Here is a 15,689-nt window from a genome sequence, read left to right as displayed (position 1 = left end):
GGAACTTTGGCCGCGCCAATCCGTTGATCTTGCAAAGGAGATTACAATGTTTGGCAAGATTATCGGAGCAGGCCTTGGTGCCAAGGCAGCAGAACATACGAGCAAGATCGGCGGCCCGCTCGGGGCAGTGATCGGTGCGACCGCGCCGGTCATCCTTCGTCGCATGAGCATTCCCGCGATGCTCGCCATCGGCGCCGGCGGCTACTTCCTGAAGAAATACATGGACAAGAAGGACGCCGAAACCGGTTCGACGGATACATCGAAGACACCGCCTGCGACTTCCACGGCACCTGCTGCCGCCTGATCGGTGACGCGATAAATTACCGCTTCGGCGGGACAGCGCCCATGCCGACCCTGTGTCGTCGTGGGCGTTTTAGTTTCTGCAATCGGTTGATGATCGCGGCGGGAATTGCGAAGGACGCGCGGCAATGATCATTACCGACACTATCCCGAAGATCCGCGTATCTCTTGCAACCCTCGCATTCGCACTGGCTGCGGCCGGTGCCGCGCCTCTTTTGGCGCAAGAACAAGCAAGCGAGAGCGATGACGCTGACCGCGCAAGTCCTGTAATCGTCGTCACCGGCGAGGGGCTCGAGGACCCACTATCCTCCGTGGCCTATGACACGCGCTATATCGAGCGCGAGCAACTGGTGAGTGCAGCATCGGGGCGGATCGAGGATGCGCTGTCCGGTATCGCGGGATTCCAGCAATTTCGCCGCTCGGACAGCCGGTCGGCAAATCCGTCTGCCCAGGGGGCGACCTTGCGAGCCTTGGGCGGCAACGCAACCAGCCGGGCGCTGGTGCTGCTCGACGGCGTGCCGATGGCGGACCCTTTCTTCGGCTACATCCCTTTCAGCGCCATCGATCCGGAGCGGCTGTCCTATGCCAAGGTTACGCGTGGCGGTGGGTCCGGCCCGTTCGGCGCGGGCGCACTGGCGGGAACAATCGAACTGGTCAGTGCCGATGCCGCAACGCTCGGCACGGCAAGCGGGAGGGTCCTCTCGAACAATCGGGGCGAAACCGAAGCAGCCGCCACTCTCGCGGGCAATCTGGGGCGGGGCTTTGCCACGATTTCGGGGCGCTGGGATCGCGGGAAGGGGTTCTACACCACGCCGACCGACCAGCGGGTGCCGGCTACGGCGCGCGCGGCATACGATAGCTGGTCCATACAGCTGCGCGGTGTCGCACCGATCAGCGATACAGTCGAACTGCAGGCGCGGGGCCTGGTGTACGAAGACAATCGCACGCTCCGCTTCGATGGCGCTGACAATTCGATGGAAGGGCAGGATGCGAGCCTGCGCCTGGTCGGCACGGGCGACTGGCAATTCGATCTGCTTGGATATGTGCAGGCGCGCAACTTCACCAATGTTGTCGTCAGCTCGACCCGGTTCGTGCCGGTACTGGACCAGCGCAACACGCCCGCGACGGGAATAGGCGGCAAGTTCGAACTTCGCCCACCGAGCGGCGATGCCCACGAATTGCGCCTGGGCGTCGATTATCGCCTTGCGGACGGCGAACTTTTCGAAACCGCGATCAGCGCATTTTCTGGCAATGTGACAGAGCGGCGCAACGCGGGTGGTCGCAACAGCAATCTCGGCCTGTTCATCGAGGACGACTATTCCATCGGGCCAGTGGTCCTGACGGCAGGTGCGCGGGCAGATCGTTATTCGATCAGCGGCGGTTTCTACACTTCGGTCGACGGCAACGGCTCGATTGTAAGCGACGAGGCATTCGAAGATCGTTCGGGCTGGATCGGATCGTTTCGCGGGGGCGCAATGGTGGGCCTTGCAAACGGCATGCGGCTGAGGGTGGCGGGCTATACCGGCCTGCGCCTGCCGACCCTCAATGAACTTTACCGACCGTTTGTGGTATTTCCCGTCACGACGCTCGCGAACGAGGACTTGAAGCCGGAACGGCTCGAAGGTTTCGAGATCGGGCTGGATTACAGCCGCGGCGACAGGCTGGACCTCGGCCTGACCCTGTTCGACAACACGGTTCGCGATGCCATCGCAAATGTCACGCTGGATGCAACCACTCGCCAGCGGCTCAATATCGACTCGATCCGGGCGAGGGGTGTCGAAGCGAGCGCAGCGCTGGCTTTCGGCAAACTGCGGGTGAATTCCTCGCTCGCCTATGTCGATGCCGAAACGCGCGAGGAAGGTCAGGCTTTCAATGGCAATCGCCCGTCCCAGTCGCCGAGCTGGATCGGCAGCGCCACGGCATCGTGGAGTTTTGCCGAACGCGGGCTCGCTGCGCTGACGCTGCGCCATGTCGGAAAGCAATTCGAGGACGATCTGGAGAGCGATGCCCTGCCGGCGGCAACGACCGTCGATGCCTATGTCGAGTTTCCCATTACCAATGCATTGGCAGTGGTGCTTCGCGGAGAGAACCTGACCGAGGAGACGATCGTGACCCGCAACCAGGGCGGATCTGTCGATTTCGGTGCCCCGCGCACGCTCTGGGCCGGCCTGAAGCTCGGCCTTTAGCGCGGCTGTCCCCTCAGGATACGCCTTCGGGCGTGTCCCAGGTCAGGTGGCGATTTTCCAGCACGACGAGGTTTTCGGGTCGGATCAGTTCGGCGTGGGTCTGGTACCCCAGCAACTGGTCGGCAGGCAGGTCTTGGTTGTTGATCATCACCGCGGTTTCCTCGCTGGTGAAGTCCGAAAGCCCACGCGCCAGCTCGTTACCTTGCTCGTCATAGATGTGGAGCACGTCGCCGCGCGTATAGTCGCCGTCCATCTTGATTACGTCGCGGCGATGGATCGGGTCGTCCTTCCCCAGGCGTGATGCCGCGTCGTCATTGACGACCAGGCTGCCAGCCATTTGGAGGCGGTCGGCCAGCCATGTCTCCCACAGGGAGTTCGGCTCCGAATGGGCGACGCAGACCGTGCAGCGGCGCTCGCCGCGCAAGACTGAGGTGAGCGGGTAATCGGCTTCGCCATTCGCGATATAAGTGGTGCAGCCGGCGTTCTGCGCCATGTTCGCTGCCTGAAGCTTCGTCAGCATGCCTCCCGTGCCGAGCGAACTGGTACCCGATGCTGCTGCGAGATACTCGCTGACATCATGTAATTCCTCGACCAGCTGCGCGCCTTCTTCCGACGGGTCACGGTCATACAATCCATCGACGCCGGTCAGGATGATGAAGGCATCGGCCTCTACCATCTGCGCGATCTTCGCCGCCAACCGGTCGTTATCGCCAACGCGAATTTCCTCGGTCGTAATCGTGTCGTTCTCGTTCACGATCGGGACGATCCGCGCCTTGAGCAGACGGTTCACGGTGTTCCGGGTGTTGAGGAAGCGGCGGTGGTTCTCGAAATCGCCGAGCGTCAGCAGGATCTGCGCGATCTCGAAACCGAATTCGTGGCCGACCTGCCGATAGGCATTGAGGAGCAGGGGCATGCCACATGCGGCAGCGGCCTGCTTGTCGCTGAGTCCGGCGGTTTCCGGCTTCGCTCCCACAGTGTTCAGGCCCAGCGCGACAGCGCCGGAGGAAGCCAGGATGACATCGTAACCGTCATCGCGGAGGCGCGCGATATCTTCGAGCAGGCGCTGCATGAACGCAAAGCGGGGGGTCAGTCTGTCGGTGTTTGCAAGCAAGGTCGAGCCGACCTTTACGACGATACGTTTCTTCTTTGACACGACAATCCTTCATTAATCCTTGAAATAATCTTGCGCCTATCTAATTAGTCATTGTGCAGTGCACAACCGGAGATTTGAAAAAATCTGATGCAGGAAATAAAGCAAGTCTTTATCAAGAATTGTTCATAGTAATGATTGTCGAACGAATTACTTAAAGCGATCATTTCGTGCATCTGATTTTCGATGGCTTAATAAATAGATTTATAGGTGAATTTTTTGGATATTCTACTTATCGGATGCGGGAAGATGGGCTCGGCACTTCTCGAGAACTGGAAAAAGGGGCCGGAAAATTTCACCATCGTCGATCCGGGCCTGAGCGAAGCGCCGGAGGGCGTCCGGCTCGTTTCCGACCGCTGCGCGATCTCTGACCAGAGGTTCGATGTGATCGTGGTCGCGGTTAAGCCGCAGATGATCGCGGAGATCGTGCCCCAGTACTCCGGCATGTTTGCCGACGACGGATATATGCTCTCGATTGCTGCAGGTGCGTCGATCGACACGCTGAAGCAGGCGGCAGGCGATGCACCCATCGTCCGCGTCATGCCCAACCTCCCGGCAGCGATCGGGGCAGGGGTCAGCGGCATCTGCGCCAGCGTCGACATCACCGATGCGCAACTGGCGCACGCACGCGAGATGATGGAGCGTAACGGCACTGTGGTCGAAGCGGCAGACGAGGATGCGCTCGACCGGATCACCGCCATTGCCGGATCCGGCCCGGGCTATGTCTTCGAGATCGGGCGCGCCTATGTCGCAGCGGCGATGGAGCTTGGCTTCGATGAAAACGAAGCGCGGGACATGGTGCTGGGCACGATGCAGGGCACGATCTCCATGGCGCAGGCGAGCGATCAGACGCTCGAAGATCTCCGTAATTCCGTCACCAGCAAGAACGGCACGACCGCGGCCGGTCTGGCGGCGTTGAACGGCGACGGGGCTTTCGATGCCCTCATCAAGAACACTCTTGAGGCAGCCTACGATCGCGCAGTCGAACTGCGCTGACCGCACCGGCCGCCTTACCCACAAGACACGAAACAGGATTATCATGACCGACCAGAATCTCGACCCGCAGATCCATATCGCCCAGCTGGGAGAGCGCGCCCGTGCGGCGTCGCGCGCCCTGATCGGGGCGACGACCGAACAAAAGGACACAGCGCTGCGGGAAGCCGCGCGTGCACTGCGCGAAACCGCCGGCGATCTAATCGCAGCAAATGCCAGGGACGTCGAAAGCGTGCGCGGGAAAAAGCCCGATTCCTTCATCGACAGGCTGATGCTGGATGAAGAGCGGATCGAAGGCATTGCGACCGCGCTCGAACAGATTGCCGAGCTGCCCGACCCGGTGGGCCGGGTGCTGGCAAATTTCGAACGCCCCAACGGATTGAGCATCGAACGCGTTGCCGTGCCGATCGGCGTGATCGGGATGATCTACGAATCACGCCCCAATGTCGGGGCGGATGCCAGCGCATTGTGCCTCAAGTCAGGCAATGCCGTGATCCTGCGGGGCGGTTCGGAAAGCCGCCATTCGACCCGTCAGATCGTCGATTGCATGCAGGTCGGGCTGAAAGCAGCTGGCTTGCCGCAGGATGCCGTTCAAACGGTCCAGACGACCTCGCGCGATGCGGTGGCCGAGCTGCTGAAGGCGGTTGACTATATCGACCTCGTCATCCCGCGCGGCGGGCGCGGCCTTGTCGAACTGGTGCGGGACCAGGCCAAGGTGCCGACGCTGCTGCACCTCGATGGCAATTGCCACAGCTACATCCATGCAGACGCCGATATCGAGAAATCCGTCGCGGTCGTCCGCAACGCCAAGCTGCGCCGCACCGGTGTGTGCGGGGCGACCGAAAGCATTGTCGTGGACCAGTCGATTGCGGCCGAGGCGATCCCCGCGGTGCTCGACGCGATGCCCGATTGCGAATTCAGGGGCGATGCGAGGTCGGTCGAACTGGATGACCGCGTAAAGCCGGCGAGCGAGGAAGATTTCGACACCGAGTTTCTCGATGCCATCGCCACGATCAAGGTCGTCGAGGGGTTGCAGGAGGGGATCGAGTTCGTCGCCCGCCACTCGTCTGGCCATACCGATGCCATCCTGACCGAGGACCAGGACGCTGCACGCGCATTCCTGACTGCCATCGACAGCGCCGTGGTCATGCACAATGCCTCGACCCAGTTCAGCGATGGCGGCGAATTCGGCATGGGTGCGGAAATCGGTATCGCGACGGGCAAGATGCACGCCCGCGGCCCGGTCGGCCTCGAACAGCTGACCAGCTTCAAATATCTGGTGCTGGGGGACGGTCAGACACGTCCGTAATTTGCGAAAACCGCGCCTGCTATCCGGAAGAAATGGTGGGCGCGGCAAGGATTGAACTTGCGACCCCACCCGTGTGAAGGGTGTGCTCTACCACTGAGCTACGCGCCCGTCCGCGGCGGCCTCAATTCGGCTGCCGGACAGGCGCGCGCCTCTGCCATCCCGGCAGGAAAATGGCAAGCGTCCAATGTGGGGCAAGGTCAGCGGGCGATCAGGCCGACGATTGCCGAGAGCCAGCCTTCCGGCCTCGCTTTCACAGGCGTGCCGGCGCGTTTGCCGGGACATTCGAGGCAATAGGCCTGCACGCCCCTGACGCCGAGCAACCGGTCCATGTCGCGCGAGAGGCGGTTTCCGAGTTCGCTCTGGCGGGCAGCCATCACGCCGAATAGGTCGCTGGCCGAATGCATGTCCTCTTCCGCATTGTCGCGCATCATGCTGCGGATCAGCGAGTCGTACGGATCTTGCGGCTTGCCGAGGCGCTTCACATGCCAGTCGCCATCCTTGAGCTCGGCCTTCGCTGCCGCCCAGGCAATCGCATCGTCGAGTCCGCCAAACTGGCTGACGAGGCCAAGCTGGCGCGCCGTGCCGCCATCCCAGACCCTGCCTTGCGCGATCGTATCGACCTTGTCGGGTGTCATCCCGCGTGCCTTCGCGACGTGGCCGAGGAACTTTGCATAGGTATTGGTGACAGAGGCCTGCAGGATCGCGTCGACTTCGGGAGTGAAGCCGTCGACGAGGTCGGGTTGCCCCGAAAGCGGCGTGGTGCGGAAACCGTCGGCATTCACGCCAAGCTTCTCCGCCGTACCCTCGAACGTGGGAATGACGGCGAAAACGCCGATCGATCCTGTCACGGTTTCCGGTTGTGCGAAAATCTGGTCGCCTGCCGTTGCAACCCAGTAGCCGCCGCTCGCGGCGACGTTGGCGAAAGAAACAGCGACGGGAATACCCCGCGCCTTGTGCCGCAGTATGGCGCGGCGGATTTCTTCCGAAGCGGTCACCGAACCGCCGGGAGAATCCACGCGGACGACCAGCGCGGCCAGATCGTCTGCCAGCGCATCGTCGAGGAGATCGGCAATGCGATCCCCGCCAGCGGTACCCGGCCCGGCATTGCCATCGACGATATCGCCGGCAATCGTCACGACGCCGATAGCCTTGCCCGAACGGTCGTCCGACTGCCCCGCGAGATAGGGCGCAAGATCGGTGAATGCATAGGCGCCGGGCGTTTCGTCCCAGTCGTCCTTGCCCGCCAGTTCGGCCACGCGGTCCCCGAATTCGACGCTGCTTCCAAGCTTGTCGACCAGCCCTGCGGCGAGTGCAGCCTTCGCAAGGTCGCCCTTCGAAGCTGCCACCCAGGCAGCGGGATCGCCGGTGACCTGGTCCAGTTTCATGGCAGGTCGCGCCTTCGTGACGTTGGCCTGCCATTCTTCCCACAATGCGCCGTAAAGCGCGGCGTAGTTCTCGCGCGCCTCTTCCGACATTTCATTGCGGGTATAGGGTTCGACTGCGGCCTTGTAGGTGCCGACGCGATAGACGCGGGCATTCACGCCCAGCTTCTCGAGCAGGTTGGCGTAATAAAGATTGGTGCCGCCCGGACCGGTGACCAGCGCGCCGCCCATCGGGTCGAGCCAGACCTCGCTCGCGTGGGCGGCCAGCAGCATGTGATCGTCGGCATAGCCCATGGCATAGGTAAGCACCGGCTTGTCGGCGGCGCGGACGCGGTCCATCGCTTCGCCGATTTCCTGCAAGTGCACCTGCCCTCCGCCGACGAAACGGGAAAGGTCGAAAACCACTGCCTCGACACGGTCGTCGCTCGCGGCAGCTTCCAGTGCGCGGACGATATCGTGCACCTGATATTCGCCGACAGGCGCCTGCTGGCTGATCAGGGCCTGCAGTGGGTCGATCCGGCTGCGTTCCTCGACCACGTATCCGTCGAGTTCCAGCAACAGCGCACCGTCGCGGATCTGGCCGGGGCTGGGGCGGGACGAAAGGATGGCGAACAACAGGGAGAAAAACAGGAGCATGAACAGCAGGGCCAGCCCGTCTTTTATCCCGACCAGCAGTCGCCAAACCTTGCCTGCAAAACTCATGCGAAACAGTATCCCGTCAATTGTCCGGCCCTTGGATTAGGGGTTTGAACGCAAACTTCCAACGAAAAGGGAGCGAGGAAAGGGTTGAGCGACCAACGCGGCTCGTCTAACGGCATCGCTTTAATGACATCATCGGCAACTTCATCGACCTCCGGCCGTTATCCAGCGGGTTCGGCGGCGTTTCCACATCGTGACTTGCTGGGCATCGCGCAGCTCGAACGACACGAAATCCTCTACCTGCTCGACGAGGCAGAGACCTGGGTCGAACTGAACCGGCAGAGTTCGAAACATTCGGACCGACTGGCCGGGCTCACCATCATCAACGCTTTTTTCGAAAACAGCACGCGAACGCTGCTGAGTTTCGAGATTGCGGGCAAGCGGCTGGGGGCGGACGTCGTCAACATGCATGCCGCAACCTCAAGCGTGAAGAAGGGCGAGACGCTGATCGACACGGCGATCACTCTCAATGCCATGCGGGCCGACGCCATCGTGATCCGGCACGGGTCGAGCGGTGCGACCGGACTGATCGCCGACAAGGTCGACTGCCCTGTCCTCAATGCAGGTGACGGCCAGCACGAACATCCGACGCAGGCGCTGCTCGATGCCCTCGCACTGCGCCATGCCCTGCGCGAACGTGGCCAGTCGGCGGACGATTTCACCGGCCTGACGGTGACGATCTGCGGAGACATCCTCCATAGCCGCGTGGCCCGCTCGAATCTCCTGTGTCTGCAGGCGCTTGGTGCCTCTGTGCGCCTTTGTGCGCCGCCTGCGCTGATGCCACCCGGGGTGGAGGCCATGGGTGCCGAGCCGTTCCATGACTTCGACGCGGCGCTGAAGGGCAGCGATGTCGTGATGATGCTCCGCCTCCAGACCGAGCGGATGCAGGGGCAGTTCATCCCTTCGGCACGCGAATATCATCACCTCTACGGCCTGACCCGCACCCGGCTCGATCGTGCCGCTCCCGGCGCTCTGGTCATGCATCCCGGCCCGATGAACCGCGGCGTCGAGATCGATAGCGAGGTTGCAGACAGCCTCGACCGTTCGATCATCACGCGGCAGGTTGAAATGGGTGTCGCGATCCGCATGGCCTGCCTCGACATCCTGACGCGCAAGGCGCGCAGCGTGGAGGGCTGGGCATGAAGCAGCAACGAGCCATAGCAATTACCAACGGGCGGATCGTTACGCCGGGCGGTATCGTCGAGGGCACCCTGCGTCTTGTTGAAGGGGCAATTGCGTCGGTCGGCACCGATGGCCCAGCCGACGGTGACGAGGTGATCGACGCGAGCCGCAGGCTGGTCACGCCCGGGTTGGTCGATTTCGGCGTATTCGCCGTCGACAAGCCCGCGTTCCACTTCGGCGGCATCACGCGTGCCGCGCTGATGCCTGACCAGAACCCGCCGCTCGATTACCCGAGCCGCGTCAATTTGATCGCCAAGAGCGGCAAGCCCGATCTCTGGGTGCATCCGCTTGCGGCTGCGACCTGCGACCTCGCGGGTGAACAGCTTGCCGAAATCGGCTTGATGAAAGAGGCCGGAGCGCGCGGTGTCGCCACCGGTCGTCGCTGGATAGGCGACAGCGGTGTCATGCTGCGGCTGATGCAATATGCCGCCATGCTCGATCTCGTCGTGGTAAGCCATGCAGAGGACGGCGGATTGACCGGCCAGGCCGCGGCAACCGCTGGCGAAATGGCGACGCGCCTGGGCCTGCCGAGCGCGCCTGCCGAAGCAGAGTCGCTTGCCGTCGCCCGCGATATCGCGCTCGCGGAAATGTCCGGCGCAAGGCTTCACTTGCGGCAGGTTACGACCCGTGCCGCTCTCGACCTGGTGCGTGCGGCGAAAAAGCGCGGCGTGCCAGTGACTGCCGGGGTAACGCCCGCGCATTTCATGCTGTCGGACCTTGCGTTGGCAGAATTCCGCAGCTTCATGCGCCTCTCGCCGCCGCTGCGCCGCGAAGAAGAGCGCCAGGCTGTGATCGAGGCGATCGGTGATGGAACGATCGACGTAGTCGCATCGGGCCATGATCCGCGCGGGCCGGAGGACAAACGCCTGCCATTTTCTGACGCGGAAGAGGGCATGGCGGGCGCAGAGACCCTTCTGGCAATGACGCTCACACTGGTCCGCGACGAAGTGATCGACCTACCGCGGGCTTTCGACCTCCTTGCAGCCACGCCGGCCAGCCTGCTGGGTGTCGAGGCAGGCGAGCTCAAGGCAGGGCACGAGGCCGATGTCGCAATCGTCGATCCGGACAAGCCCTGGATCATCGACCGGCGCGAAATGAAATCCACTGCCGACAACACGCCTTTCGATGGCCAGCCGACACAGGGCCGGGTCACCGCGCTGTTCAAGGGCGGGGTGCGGATCTCGCGCTGACCGGGCGGGTGCCGCGTATAAAAATACCCCCGGAGCCTTGCGGCGCCGGGGGTAGTCTCGCTGAAGTATTGTATCAGGTTTAGCGCGCAGCCATCCGGACCGGGGTCGAAACGGCACCCGGCATCGGGCTGCTCTCTGCATAGGCGAAGCAGCCCTTGCCCGAAGCCTTGACCGTCGCGCACATGTTGCGAGCGCTGGCCGCGCCGAAGCCGGCAGCAGCGACGCGGTAATAGGTCTTGCCGCGCACCTTTGCCTCGGTGATCACGGCATCGCGGCCCGAAAGCTGGCTGTAACGCTTCTGGTAGATGCTCCACGCACGCTCTGCGCTGGCGCGGTTCGAGAAGCTGCCAAGCTGTACTAGGTGTGTCGCGGTTGCATTGTCGGAAGTCGAAGCCATGCGGCGCTGCGGAGACGACTTGGCAAGGCGCGTCGGCGCTTTTGCCGGTGCCGCGGCGGAAGCCGGAACGTCCTGCACGACAGCCTTCGAGACATAGCGCGTCCTGGGTGCTTCGTAAGCCGGAGCGGCAGCAGGTTCAGCCATTGCGAACTGGGCCGGTTCGGATGCCGGAGCAAGCTCGCCTGCGTCAGGCTCGCCGAATGCAAACATTTCGCTTTCGCTGGCAATCGCTTCTTCAGCCGGGATCTGGGCTGCGGCTTCGGCAACCATCATTTCCTGGCTCGGGAAGTTGCCGAGAGCGAGGTGCGTCGGCTGGCCGTTGTCGGCGCTCGGCGAAACCTGCAGCAGGCTCGCGACGCGCGACTGGAAATCTTCCGGCTTCGCCATGTGTGCCCAGTCGCTGATGCGCTGGTCGAGCTGGTCTGCAGGAACGTCTTCTGCCGCCATGACGCGGGCTGCGCGCCAGTTGCCCTGCAGGGCATAGGCATAGGCAAGGTTCTGGCGAACCTTTGCGCTGTCCTGGCCTGCACGCAGTGCGTTGCTGAGGATGTGGACACCCTTGTCGGCATCGCCTGCGAGAGCGAGCGCGAGACCCATGTCGGCCGGGTCGATATCGCTTTCCCACTGTTCGAGGGTCGATACCGCAACGGCATTGTTGCCGAGTGCGACTTCGGCGAGGGCATAGCTGAGGACGGTGCGCGGGTCGTTGTCGCCTAGGACCAGGGCATCGTTGAAGCTGGTAGCGGCCGAGGCGAAGCGGCCCGATTCGAGATAGGCGGCGCCCAGCATTGCACGGTAACCGGCATTGCGCGGTTCGGCGAGAACGGCTGCCTCTGCATGGACAATGGCCTTGTCGACCTGACCCTTCTCAAGCGCGACCTGCGCCTTCTGGAACGAGGTTTCTGCGCGCGGCGCAGCACTCGTGGTGCAACCTGCCAGCGCAACACTGGCCAATGCCGTGGTCACGGCAAGGGCAATCTTCGGTCCGTTCATCTTGGCGGTGCGACTCATGGTCTATCCCCCTCTTTCAGCGCAATTATCCGTCGGTCCGCTTCATGCGAGCGGCCAGCGAGTCTAGTTCTTCGATATCGTCGAGCAGCGCATCGAGCGCGGCGGTGACAAGCGACTGCGCGCTTTCGCCCTGCATGGTGGCGGCGAGGCGCAGTTTGAGATGGCGATCAGCGTCGAGGCGCAGCGTGAATGCAGCGCGCTTGCCTTGCTTGGTAGCGCTCTTGCGCTTGGGTGCAGGGCGAGCCTTTACATTGTCCTGGCGAATGGTTTCGACCAGCGCGTCCTGCTGCTTGCGGACTGCTGGCTCATCGCTTTCCGGCTTTTCAGCTTCCGGCTCGGTCTTGCCGGGCTTCAGCTGCACGACATCTGCCGTGCGAACGGTATCGGCGTCCTCGCCCATGTCGTTCCAGCCGAGATCTTCGAGATTTTCGGCTGTGGCGTTGGGAATCGGACCGAGCTGCGGACGCATCGCAGGTTTGGCGCCACCCTTGCGTGCCAGCAAGGTGGGGCTGAGAGAGGCAAAGCTTGCTTCGGTCATGGCGCGGCGCGCTCCTTGCTTGGCCCGTTACTGGGCAACCCGGCGGCCGAAACCGCCACCAGGACGATTTGCCCCGGGCAGCTGCGACTGCGAATTCGGTGCAGCGAACACGGTGCGACGGAAATTCTTCTCCAGACGATCGGAGATGTATTTCCAGAGCGCGGTGACCTCGGCGGCGCTACGGCCTTCGGGATCGACTTCCATTACCGTACGGCCGTCGATCATCGAGGCTGCAAAATCGGTGCGATGGTGAAGGGTGATCGGAGCGACCGTGCCGTGCTGCGACAGCGCGACAGCGGCTTCCGAAGTGATCTTGGCCTTGGGGGTCGCCGCGTTGACGACGAAGACCAGCGGCTTGCCAGCGCGTTCGCACAGATCGACCGTGGCGCCGACAGCGCGCAGATCGTGCGGGCTGGGACGGGTCGGTACGACGATCAGTTCGGCAACGCCGATGACCGACTGGATGGCCATGGTGATGGCTGGCGGCGTATCGATTACCGCAAGCTTGAAACCCTGCTGCCGCAAGACCTGGAGGTCGTTGGCGAGGCGGGCGACCGTGGTCTGTGCAAAGGCAGGATATTCCGCCTCACGCTCGTTCCACCAATCGGCAAGCGAACCTTGCGGGTCGATATCTATAAGCACGACCGGTCCAGCGCCTGCGCGCTGAGCCTGTACGGCCAGATGACCGGAGAGAGTCGTCTTCCCCGATCCGCCTTTCTGCGATGCCAAAGCTAGTACACGCAACGATTGGGTCCCCCTGGTTTGCCCAACAATCTCCGTTCGAAAACGGCTTTCATCGCTGGGATCGCAGGATACCCCTAATATTGGGTTAATGGCCGTGGTCCGGCTTGGCCTCTCGGGCTCGGTATCTTTGCTAACCGCCGGTTTACCATGTCGCGCTTATGCTGGCGGGCAATAGAGCCACTCAAGGGGACTAACCGTGATTAATTCGACTGCCTGGCAAAAAATCTGTGCCGCTGCATCGGTCGTCGCCATCTGCGCAGCCGCGCCTCTTTCGGCCGGTGTGAAAGATGGCGTCGATGCCTGGACGAGGGGCGATTTCGCAGCTGCCGTGGCAGAATGGAAGGGCCCGGCGGCCAATGGCGATGCCGATGCGCAGTTCAACCTGGCGCAGGCTTACAGGCTGGGTCGCGGCGTTCCCGCCGATCTCGAGGCTGCTCGCGAACTTTATCGCAAGGCGACCGAGCGCGGTCACCTGAAAGCTGCCGACAATTATGGGCTGCTGCTTTTCCAGCAGGGCAAACGGGCAGAGGCCATGCCGTTCGTCAGGGCCGCTTCCGACCGCGGCGATCCGCGCGCACAATATGTCCTGGGTCTTGCCTATTTCAACGCTGACCTTGCTGAAAAGGACTGGCCGCGTGCCTATGCGCTGATGACGCTCGCCAATGCATCGGGACTGCCGCAAGCAGCCGGCGCGCTCCAGCAAATGGATAGCTTCATCCCGCTTCCGGACCGCGAAAAGGCGCAGGTCCTCGCGGTCGAGATCAAGGCGCAAAGCGACGCCCGGCGGAGCGCCGAAATGGCTGCAGCCGATCTCGATCACGCCGGACCGCCCAAGGCCGATCTCACTCCGGCCATTCCGCGTCCGGTCGCCACGGTCCCTATTGCTCCGTCGCGACTTGGTGCTGACTTCGCAATCGCACCTGGCGTCACGCCCGAAGTTCGCACGCCTGTCGTCGCAGTGCCCGAACCCGTCGCTGCATCCGTGGTGGCGAGAGCATCGGCCACCAGAGGAAATGGACCATGGGCCGTGCAACTTGGCGCATTCGGCGTTGCCGGAAACGCGGACAAGCTCTGGACGAAACTCTCTGCTCGCAGCGAGCTCGCTGGTGCGAAAAAGCTGAAGGTACCGGCTGGCCGGGTCACGAAATTGCTCGCGGGCGGGTTCGACACGCAATCCGCGGCGCAAGACGCTTGTCGAGCATTGAAGGCGTCCGGTCAGGACTGTCTTGTGACGCGTAACTGATTGAGGCACATTCCCTTCCAGATCAAATCTGGGGGGATTTCATGAGCGAGAACGAAAATATACCGGCGGCAGTCGCGGCAGAAATGTACGCAACTGGCGAAGTCGCTCACACGCCCGATCAGCAACCCGTCGCGGCTGCGGACCGGATCGTAACGCTGGATTTCATCCGCGGCATTGCCGTGCTCGGCATCCTGTTCGCCAATATCACGGCCTTCGGGCATCCATTCATGGCCTATTTCTGGCCTCCGGCGCTTGCGACGGGCACCACGCCCGCGGACGAGGCTGTCTGGCTGTTCCAGTTCGCTGTCATCGACGGAAAGTTCCGCGGCCTGTTCACCCTCCTGTTCGGAGCGGGCATATATCTGTTCATGGAACGCGCCTGGGCGCGCGGGGCAACGCGGTGGCTGCAATTCCGCCGGCTGATCATCCTCATGTTGTTCGGCCTCAGCCACTATTTCCTGATCTGGGGCGGTGACATCCTGACGCTATATTCGGTGTGGGGCATGGTCGCCTTGCTTACCCTGAAATGGCAGCCGAAGACCCAGCTCAAGGTGGGGATCGGTGTCCTTGCGGTCGGCACCCTGCTGATGACCGTACTCATGGGCATGAACTACGCGGCAGCGGAAATCCCCGCCGTCAATGCGCAGGTGCCTGAAGAAGCGAGGGCGCAGCTGGAGGGGACGGAAGAAAAGATCCTGACCGATTCCAAGCAAGTCACTGCAATCTACCAAGATGGCTCATATGCCGATGTGGTCGAGCGCCAATTGGGCGAGTGGGGGCAGTTGGTCCAGGAACTGATCTTCGCCGGAATGGGTGAGACCTTTGGCCTGATCCTTATAGGCAGCGCGCTGTATCGGCTCGGCATGTTCCATGGCCAATTTTCCGAAGCCAAGCTGAGGCGGTGGGGCTGGTCCGGCGTGATCGTGGGCGTTGTTCTGTCGCTACTGGCCGGACTTTGGCCGTACACGACCGGGTTCAGCTTCTTCACCACCATGTTCGTGTTCAACGGTTTGGGCGGTGTGCCGCACCTGATGACCGTGTTCGGCTTGCTTTCGCTGTTCGTGGTTTATGCGCCCGTTGCATCGCAAAGTGCGATCGGCCAGCGTTTCGTCGCCGCCGGGAGAATGGCCTTCACCAACTATCTCGGAACGTCGATCCTGATGATGTTCGTCTTCCACGGCTGGGCCTTCGGCTTGTTCGGCAGGCTGTCGCGGGTCGAATTGTTCGGGGTGGTGCTGGTGACCTGGGTGCTCATGCTGTTCTGGTCGAAAGCCTGGCTCGCGCGGTTCCGCTATGGCCCTCTCGAATGGCTGTGGCGTTGCCTGACCTACGGCAAGCTGTTTCCGCTGAAGCGCTAATCTCGGT

The 15,689-nt window shown here is 62.6% G+C and carries 13 protein-coding genes and 1 tRNA gene; 8 read left to right on the top strand and 6 right to left on the bottom strand.

Annotation, left to right across the window (positions count from 1 at the left end; all coding sequences use genetic code 11):
- Positions 1–46: 46 nt before the first annotated feature.
- Both AMC99_RS09875 and AMC99_RS09870 read left to right on the top strand, forming a co-directional pair.
- Entirely contained in the window at positions 47–304 is a 258-nt protein-coding gene (locus AMC99_RS09875) for a hypothetical protein (protein ID WP_061926110.1), read from the top strand.
- Between the two features lie 124 nt (positions 305–428).
- Positions 429–2,486: a TonB-dependent receptor plug domain-containing protein gene (locus AMC99_RS09870; protein ID WP_061926107.1), complete on the top strand. Its 2,058-nt coding sequence runs from the start codon at positions 429–431 to the stop codon at positions 2,484–2,486.
- Between the two features lie 13 nt (positions 2,487–2,499).
- Here AMC99_RS09870 and proB read toward each other — a convergent pair whose 3' ends face one another.
- Entirely contained in the window at positions 2,500–3,639 is a 1,140-nt protein-coding gene (gene proB, locus AMC99_RS09865; protein ID WP_061926104.1) for a glutamate 5-kinase, read from the bottom strand.
- 246 nt (positions 3,640–3,885) lie between these two features.
- Between proB and AMC99_RS09860 the strand changes: the two genes are divergently transcribed.
- Together AMC99_RS09860 and AMC99_RS09855 are read left to right on the top strand one after the other, a co-directional pair.
- A complete protein-coding gene (locus AMC99_RS09860; protein ID WP_061926101.1) occupies positions 3,886–4,632 on the top strand; it encodes a pyrroline-5-carboxylate reductase family protein in 747 nt (248 codons plus the stop codon).
- A 43-nt stretch (positions 4,633–4,675) separates the two neighbouring features.
- The gene (locus AMC99_RS09855) at positions 4,676–5,938 is read left to right on the top strand and encodes a glutamate-5-semialdehyde dehydrogenase (RefSeq protein WP_061926099.1); all 1,263 of its coding nucleotides are present in this window, start codon (positions 4,676–4,678) and stop codon (positions 5,936–5,938) included.
- Positions 5,939–5,971: 33 nt separating this feature from the next.
- On the opposite strand, the gene AMC99_RS09850 is transcribed toward AMC99_RS09855, so the two are convergent.
- Together AMC99_RS09850 and sppA are read right to left on the bottom strand one after the other, a co-directional pair.
- A tRNA-Val gene (locus AMC99_RS09850) sits at positions 5,972–6,046 on the bottom strand.
- A gap of 89 nt (positions 6,047–6,135) precedes the next feature.
- Complete coding sequence (sppA, locus tag AMC99_RS09845; protein ID WP_061926096.1) at positions 6,136–8,022, bottom strand: signal peptide peptidase SppA; 1,887 nt, start codon at positions 8,020–8,022, stop codon at positions 6,136–6,138.
- A 123-nt stretch (positions 8,023–8,145) separates the two neighbouring features.
- Between sppA and AMC99_RS09840 the strand changes: the two genes are divergently transcribed.
- Together AMC99_RS09840 and AMC99_RS09835 are read left to right on the top strand one after the other, a co-directional pair.
- The gene (locus tag AMC99_RS09840; RefSeq protein WP_061926093.1) at positions 8,146–9,162 is read left to right on the top strand and encodes an aspartate carbamoyltransferase catalytic subunit; all 1,017 of its coding nucleotides are present in this window, start codon (positions 8,146–8,148) and stop codon (positions 9,160–9,162) included.
- On the top strand, positions 9,159–10,391 hold the full coding sequence (locus AMC99_RS09835; RefSeq protein ID WP_061926091.1) for a dihydroorotase: 1,233 nt from the start codon (positions 9,159–9,161) through the stop codon (positions 10,389–10,391). The genes AMC99_RS09840 and AMC99_RS09835 overlap by 4 nt, the downstream gene beginning before the upstream one ends.
- A gap of 79 nt (positions 10,392–10,470) precedes the next feature.
- Here the strand turns inward: AMC99_RS09835 and AMC99_RS09830 are convergent, their stop codons facing one another.
- From AMC99_RS09830 to AMC99_RS09820, 3 genes are read right to left on the bottom strand one after another with little or no spacing between them, the layout of a single operon-like run.
- A complete protein-coding gene (locus AMC99_RS09830; protein WP_061926088.1) occupies positions 10,471–11,799 on the bottom strand; it encodes an SPOR domain-containing protein in 1,329 nt (442 codons plus the stop codon).
- Between the two features lie 25 nt (positions 11,800–11,824).
- Positions 11,825–12,337, bottom strand: a complete 513-nt coding sequence (locus AMC99_RS09825) for a hypothetical protein (RefSeq protein ID WP_061926084.1) — start codon at positions 12,335–12,337, stop codon at positions 11,825–11,827.
- A gap of 27 nt (positions 12,338–12,364) precedes the next feature.
- A complete protein-coding gene (locus AMC99_RS09820) occupies positions 12,365–13,081 on the bottom strand; it encodes a ParA family protein (RefSeq protein WP_061926081.1) in 717 nt (238 codons plus the stop codon).
- Between the two features lie 196 nt (positions 13,082–13,277).
- Between AMC99_RS09820 and AMC99_RS09815 the strand changes: the two genes are divergently transcribed.
- Together AMC99_RS09815 and AMC99_RS09810 are read left to right on the top strand one after the other, a co-directional pair.
- Positions 13,278–14,324 carry an SPOR domain-containing protein gene (locus AMC99_RS09815; protein WP_083440139.1) on the top strand — a complete coding sequence of 349 codons (1,047 nt, stop codon included), beginning with the start codon at positions 13,278–13,280 and terminating at the stop codon, positions 14,322–14,324.
- Positions 14,325–14,365: 41 nt separating this feature from the next.
- Positions 14,366–15,682 carry a DUF418 domain-containing protein gene (locus AMC99_RS09810; RefSeq protein ID WP_232301365.1) on the top strand — a complete coding sequence of 439 codons (1,317 nt, stop codon included), beginning with the start codon at positions 14,366–14,368 and terminating at the stop codon, positions 15,680–15,682.
- Positions 15,683–15,689: the final 7 nt, after the last annotated feature.

It is taken from the genome of Altererythrobacter epoxidivorans (assembly GCF_001281485.1).
Classification (GTDB): domain Bacteria; phylum Pseudomonadota; class Alphaproteobacteria; order Sphingomonadales; family Sphingomonadaceae; genus Erythrobacter; species Erythrobacter epoxidivorans.
The sequence above is the reverse complement of the archived record's forward strand: the minus strand, read 5'-3'. Positions and strand labels throughout refer to the sequence as shown.